Origin of the sequence: Mesorhizobium sp. M6A.T.Ce.TU.016.01.1.1, assembly GCF_003997065.1 — a bacterium.
In the GTDB taxonomy this organism is placed as follows: domain Bacteria; phylum Pseudomonadota; class Alphaproteobacteria; order Rhizobiales; family Rhizobiaceae; genus Mesorhizobium; species Mesorhizobium mediterraneum.
Map to the genome: position 1 here is coordinate 1 of NZ_RZTJ01000051.1, position 6597 is coordinate 6597.

The following is a 6597-nucleotide window of genomic DNA, read 5'->3' on the forward strand; positions in this document are numbered from 1 at the left end:
CTTCACCACACCGTTGGCAAACCACTCGGTGCGACGCGGCGGACGTCTTGGATCAGCGATCGTGACGCTTGCATGGGATCAACGCCGAAAAAAGAAGCTTGTCGATTGGTCCCGCTTGCGGGTCGCTCCGGTCGGCCGCTCAATCGAAAGCTTGGTGTGAGGTGGAAGCTCTCCCACATGCAATTCGAGGAGACGCTGATCCAGTTCCTTGTCCGCCGCTGTGAGGCGATGGTTCAGACGAAGGTAATCCATCCAGGTGGGCGTGCGAAATGTCTCTGTCCAATGCAACGGCTCCTGCAGATCGCGCTGGAGGTTCCAGTGCCGGGCACCGACGCGGCTCTGCACCCGGCGTCGTTCCCGCATCTGGTCCAGGAAAGCCTCGACATTGTTCTCCGGTATTGAGTACTCGATTTTCACGACAATCGGGCCGCTTCTCCACTTCAAGTCCAGGGCGAGCTCTGGCGTTTCGAAGGCAGAAGGGTCTAGGTCAGACTCTTTCCATTGACGAATGGGGAGCAGGAACCCGGTGGCGGCAACCAACAGGAGAGCGCCAGCGGAGCTTTCCAGCGCCAATGTGAGCGAATAATTCTCAGCCACCATGCCCCACAGCCAGCTGCCGGCCGCGATGCCGCCTGCCGAGAGGGCAGAGTAGATCGAGAGCGTGCGACCAACGACCCACCGAGGGCTCGACAACTGCACGCTCACGTCAAGCCCCGTCCAGGTGACGACCCAGCCCGCGCCGCCGAGCGCCAAAGCCACAGTCGCCACCACCAGTGAAGGAGTGAAAGCAAGAGCCAGGCAGCACGCCGCGCAGGCTATGCACGCCAGTGTTGTCAGTCGCTCCTGTGACAGCGACCGCCTCAGCACGTTGTTGCAGATGCCGGCGCACAAAGCGCCCGCCCCAAAGCCGGCCATCAGGATACCATAGGCGATTGGCCCTCCCCCAAGCTGATCGCGGGCGACCAGAGGCAGCAGCGCCAGTATCGAGATGCTGGCCAAACCGAACAGCGCTCCCCGCGCGATTGCCGCCTTGATCTCCCCCGACAATGCCGTGAAGCGCGCTCCGTCATGAATGGCCGTGGTCAACGGCTCCCGTGGAAGGGGTGAAGAGCCAACACTCCATTTGCAGCGCCTTATGGCCCACAGCATCGAGAGGTAGGTCAGCGTCGCCAGAGCGAATGCTGTCAGAGGTCCTGAGGAGGCGACAATGATGCCGCCGAGCGCCGGACCGATGCTTCGCACCGCGTTGTAGCCGACCGAGATCAGCGTCACCGCGGCCGGAACCTCGCGCTTTCGCAGGATGTCGCCGACCGACGCGTGCCAGGCAGGGTCGGTGAAAGCGGCGCCGCATCCGGCCAAACAGCTGAACGCGAGGATCATCCATGGATTGTAAAATCCCAGCCCCACAAGAGCAGTCAGCATCGTCGATGACAACGCTATCACGCACCAGCCGAGCGTCATCACATTGCGGCGGCTGAAATTGTCGGCAATTGCCCCGGCGAAGATCGACAGAATGAATACGGGCAGCGTCGTCGAAGCCTGCACCAGGGCGACCATCACGTCCGAAGTCGAGATGGTTGCCATCAGCCAACTGATCGCCACGGTCTGTATCAGCCAGCCCAAGCTGGACACCTGTGCGGCAAGCCAGATCGCGCGAAAGGTCGGGTTCTCCAGTGGAGCAAACGTCGCCGACGAAACTGAAGCCGCGTCCGCGCGCGCCACCCTGCTCATTGGGCCGAGCCTCTCTTTTCGTGTACAGGTCGCGTTGAAGTTTTCTCCTTGGCGCACTTGCCTATGGAGAGTGGCAGGATCAGGGCATTAAAGGTGCGTAGCGCAAGTTATTTTTCGATGCCTTCTACCGGGCCGAAACCGAAACCCTTCTGCTAGAAAATGGCTGTTCATCCATGAGCCGAACCGCCTTAGCGGCCCAATCGATGGTTCTGCCGGAACGTCTGAGCGGTGTTGAGAGAGCACTGCCGTGACTTTCATTGCTTTCCGGGACTGCCTTGATTATGAAGCGGAACTTCGCCCACTGCCTTCATTCAACCAGGAGCATTCCGTGACGGAAGAAGCCGAGAACAATACTGATGCCATCATCGAGCTCACCGCTGACATCGTATCGGCCTATGTCTCGAAGAATCCAGTCCCCCTAGGCGAGCTTCCGGCCCTTATCGGGCAGGTGCATGCCGCGCTGAAGGGCACAGTCGGCGGCTCCCCAGCGGAGCCTGAAGCCCTCAAGCCTGCAGTTCCCATCAAGAAGTCGGTCACGCCCGACTACATCATCAGCCTGGAGGACGGAAAAAAGTTCAAGTCTCTGAAGCGGCATCTCTCTACCCACTATGGTCTGACGCCCGACGAATACCGCGCCAAATGGGGCCTGCCGGCAGACTATCCGATGGTCGCCCCGAATTATGCCGCCGCGCGCTCGGCTTTGGCCAAGACTATTGGCCTCGGTAGAAAGCCTAAGGAACCCGAACAGCCTGCACCTGCAAAAAGGACCCGCAAAAAGGCCGCGGCCTGATTGTCCGCACGTTCGTTTTGGCACCCGGAGTTTGAAAAGGCGGAAGAACTCCGCCTTTTCGCAGCAAACAGTTTACCCGGACTCCTCGCAGGCGTGCAGCGCAGGTCCGCTCAATGGGGCGCGCCACCTGCAAAAAGGTACTTGTAGCCGTTCGTCGTCCTCCATCGCGCGCGCGAGATGGCTCTCCCACGCTCGGTACGCGCGCTCGGGCTCTTTTTCGGGATCAATTTTGAGCACGATTTCGGCCACGTCGCCAATCCACGTCTTCTGCTGCGGCGTCCAGTGGCCGAATGTACAAGATCAGCCGCTCCTCGTCGTATCCGGTCAGTATAGCCACGGTTGGTGCTTCATCGGCGACATCCGTGTCAAGTAAGGGCGTGAGCATGCATGCCATTCCCGTAGCTTCAAGGGGCCTATGGGTTCAAACGTGCGCTGACAGTTCACCACCATACCGACTCAATATGATCGTTCGTAGACGAAGGTCCGCGCCACGTCCCAGCAGTGGCGCGCCCACCGTGGATTTTTCGGGCGTAAGCCACTTCCCTGTCTTGGTCGGCAACGCGACGGAGACCGTACTCGTTGATGTTATCGTCCCTGACAAGATCGCAGTAGAAGCCATAAAAATCCCGGGCCAAATGGATCTCTCAACCCGTGGCAGTTTGGATAAATTCCCCAAGAGCAGTGCATGCATGAGGGAGATCATGTTCGATGACTCGCATGCTCCGAAGACCTTGGATCCGTCTTGGCGACGGAAACACCGACGGAGTTGGAATTATCGCGACCTTGGCGCTTAAGGGAAAGCTGCATAGCAGCAATTCCCAGTCTGGCGGCCATAGCTATCCGGTCAAGGGGCAACTGAACCACGAATGCTCGAAGTGGCAGTATACTTGACTACAGAATGCTATTCTCGTGGAGAAAATCCAAACACGGTAAGTATGGACTACATGTTCCTAGAATGCATTGAGGCAAGCGACCCCATCTCCGGTGAACTTCATCTGGAAACGTGGGATATGCCGCTTCCAGAACCAGCACTTAGGGCAAAGCAGGTCAACAAGTATACCGTTGAGGTTAGCATTGAGAAGGATGGGAATTTCATTCCAGGAAGAACTGTTTTTACGATCGATGACCCGACTTTGGCTGTCGTCGATATCCGGTGGGAGCACGTCCGGAAAGTTAGAATTAACGTTGCGAGAAAAATTCCGAGAAGCATGATTAGAGGAAAACGGCTGACATTTGAGGCCAAGTCTATTTTTTATCACCACAAGGCGTCAGCCGTTGTCGAATAGTTCTTAATGGCGTTTGACTGAGTGGGCTGTCGGGAGGTTCAGCGCGTACAGCGTTGAGCAAAGGACGGATCGTACTGCTCGAGCCTCCCTCGCCCACTTGGATGCGATGCCTGAATTAAATTCTCGAGTCGATCCCAGACACGCTGTGTGCTCAACACATTCACGTCATAGAACTCTGCACTCTGCCCCAGCATCAAGAGGGCGAGGGTCTGCTGAGGAGAAGCCCTTCAAATGTCAGCTACCTGACGCAACCTGCTCGTTCCGCTTAGCGGGACGGTCATCCACCCTCCTGCGACATTCGGAATTTCTGCTTCCGGGCAGGGTCGGAACGCCCTTCACGACCGGGACGGAGGTCACTGCGCGGGTACCAGGCGTCTGTTTCTATCCACCAGACATGCAACGCATTTCCGGTCTGCGTCTAATCCCGCTGTTCGCGAAATGTGATACTAGCGCCGACTATTGGCGCGCCCCGTCAGATGCGGTTTCCCAACGATTCGCTGCCAGGAAATGTTTGCCTGGCCCGGGATGACTCCTTGCGGACCATCCCTGATGGGAGGTCAAGGGAACGGCGTGACGTTGATCCCACGTTCCGCTTGGTGAATGAGCGATAACGTCTTATAAATTGCGCACGAAGCAAACTATCTAACTTGCGGGGGATTCGTGGCAGGTGAGAATGCGGCGCCATGCAGGCATCCGGGGGCCCCGCCAGAAGAGGTGATTGATCTCGTAGTCGGTGCCGTGAAGGCTATAGCGGCAGATGAAGCGTTTCTTCGGCGCCGCGGATTGACGTCAAGAGACTTCGAGCTGGCACTGCCCGCCGCAATTCAGCGCATCCGCGGGAGCGCTGCGGCCAGCAATGCGGACCGCCGCAATTTCCTCGTCGCCTTATTGCAGCACATGGCCACCGAAGAGGTAATCTCCAGCTTCGACAAACCTGATTACGGTGATGACACCGTATATCGACTGTATATTGACGGTATCGGCAGCGTAGCAATCATCCAGAAGGGCTGTCCCGATGGCGCGCACAGCAGCGTCAATTGGTCAGCCCCGAGTTGGGCGAACGAGACCTATCTGTGGTGGTTGTGCGACAGCCTACAATACGAGCCTGGTGAACACGTGGCTAAGGGCGTGAACCGTCTGCGCAACAGGTTTTTCTCTCCGGAATACGCCGACGCTGTAGACGGGGTGATCTTCCACAACCCAACTTGTGGAACGACATTGCGTCCATGCCCCAAGGTTGCGCGCGTGGTTGAAGTGGACGGCAAGAAGGTGCCGCCACCCTGCGTCTGGATAATGCCAGAGCGGCACGATCTCCATGTCGAGCGACCCGCGGAATGGAACTGGACCGGCAACCGAACTCGCCGCTTTCCCGCGGTCCTCCTATCCGCCTTCGGCATCGACGCGAACGAGGTCCCACTCTATACCGGCCACGTTGGTTTCTCGAAAGGACAGCGCGGCACGCGGACAACCATAGCGTCGAGATACGGGGCAGGCCGCTCGACCATCTTCAGGAGCGATCCACGTTGAACCCCGTCGTAGATCAGGAGCGAGCCGATTTTCTTGCTGCGCGCATCGCTGACGCCAAGCGCCAGTTGCTCCCGCAATGGATGCGGCCTGAGAAAGAACTGCCTGTCGTTAGCCTACCGATCGAGTGGGTTCGCTTCTCCACGCTCAATCACCGGACGCGGGCCGAGCAGATGCGAGAGATCGAGAAGAGCGGCGTCGCGGATCTCTTTAGCGGTGATCCGATGGGTCCTGCCGCGCAAGAGGCGCAGCTCAAGATCCTATCGTCGCAAGAAGGATTCGAGGCGCTGAAACAGGATCTGCGTGAGCGCGGCCAACAAGAGCCTGCGGTGGTCACCGCAGAGGGTGTCCTCATTAACGGCAACCGGCGCTCGGCCGGGTTGCGCGACCTCTGGTTGAATGAACATCTCCCGTCCGCCCGGTATATCCGCGCGTACGTTCTGCCCGGCGATACGACGGCTGACGAACTCGTCGACCTTGAGACCGAGCTTCAGGTCGCCAAGGATTACCGTGAGGAATATTCCTGGGTAAACGAGGCGATCCTGATTGAAGAGATCTTCGAGGCTTCCAACAAAGACTGGGATCGCGTCGCGCAACGCATGCGCCTAAAGCCTGCCGAGGTGAGGGCGCAGTACGAGAAGCTGCAGCAGCTGCATCAACTCGTCGCAATGTCCAACGGCACACGGTACCATGCGGACTTTGTCGGCAACGAGTCCGCCTTCGAGGAGCTTTCCAAGCACGTCAAGGACAAACAACCTGAGGAAGCGAGGTCGGTTCGCAGCGTCTATTTTTTGGGGACGCTATCGGGCGTAAACTATCGCGATCTTCGGCATCTCCGCCGCAAGGATGCTAGCGCTTTCGTGCGAGGCGAATTTGCGATCGACCCCACGTTAACATCGCTGCTGTCGGTGGCTGGGGGTGGCGCCAACAAGAGTACCGACGATCTGCTTGACGAGGTGCTTGGTGAGGACAGTTCCTATTCGCCTGCAGACTTGACCTCAGTTCTGTCGTTTCTCGCCCGACGGAAGCCCGAGGAGATCGTTGAGATGCCGGACGGCACCAAACTGCCGGTGGAAGAACTTCTTGCTTCGGTACGAAGTGCTGTCAATTCGGCTGCGAAGGAAGCGAGTGAGGAGGCGAAGGACGCACAAGTCGTCGTCGCTCCGATTGTTCGGCTATCGGCGGCTCTTGATGACATTCTGCGGGCCGCAGCCGCATTGGCGAAGGCAAGGGCCCAGAATAGCTGGGACGAGCATGGCTTCAAGA

At 58.4% G+C, this 6597-nt stretch carries 5 protein-coding genes and 1 pseudogene; 4 read left to right on the forward strand and 2 right to left on the reverse strand.

From position 1 onward, the window contains the following. Positions 1-78 precede the first annotated feature (78 nt). Positions 79-1731 (reverse strand): MFS transporter, encoded by a 1653-nt coding sequence (locus EOC94_RS32655; RefSeq protein ID WP_127295694.1) that lies wholly within the window; start codon positions 1729-1731, stop codon positions 79-81. Positions 1732-2059: 328 nt separating this feature from the next. Between EOC94_RS32655 and EOC94_RS32660 the strand changes: the two genes are divergently transcribed. After that, complete coding sequence (locus EOC94_RS32660; RefSeq protein ID WP_127295700.1) at positions 2060-2521, forward strand: MucR family transcriptional regulator; 462 nt, start codon at positions 2060-2062, stop codon at positions 2519-2521. A 110-nt stretch (positions 2522-2631) separates the two neighbouring features. On the opposite strand, the pseudogene EOC94_RS34960 reads toward EOC94_RS32660, so the two are convergent. Continuing rightward, a pseudogene (locus EOC94_RS34960) lies at positions 2632-2906 on the reverse strand (DUF2285 domain-containing protein). Between the two features lie 481 nt (positions 2907-3387). Here EOC94_RS34960 and EOC94_RS32670 point away from each other — a divergent pair. The 3 genes from EOC94_RS32670 to EOC94_RS32680 all read left to right on the forward strand — a co-directional run. After that, positions 3388-3807 carry a hypothetical protein gene (locus EOC94_RS32670; protein WP_127295696.1) on the forward strand — a complete coding sequence of 140 codons (420 nt, stop codon included), beginning with the start codon at positions 3388-3390 and terminating at the stop codon, positions 3805-3807. Between the two features lie 714 nt (positions 3808-4521). Beyond that, on the forward strand, positions 4522-5334 hold the full coding sequence (locus EOC94_RS32675; protein ID WP_127295698.1) for a hypothetical protein: 813 nt from the start codon (positions 4522-4524) through the stop codon (positions 5332-5334). After that, positions 5331-6597, forward strand: a 1267-nt coding sequence (locus EOC94_RS32680) for a ParB/RepB/Spo0J family partition protein (protein ID WP_148128452.1), incomplete at its 3' end; no start/stop codon positions are given. The genes EOC94_RS32675 and EOC94_RS32680, both read left to right, overlap by 4 nt.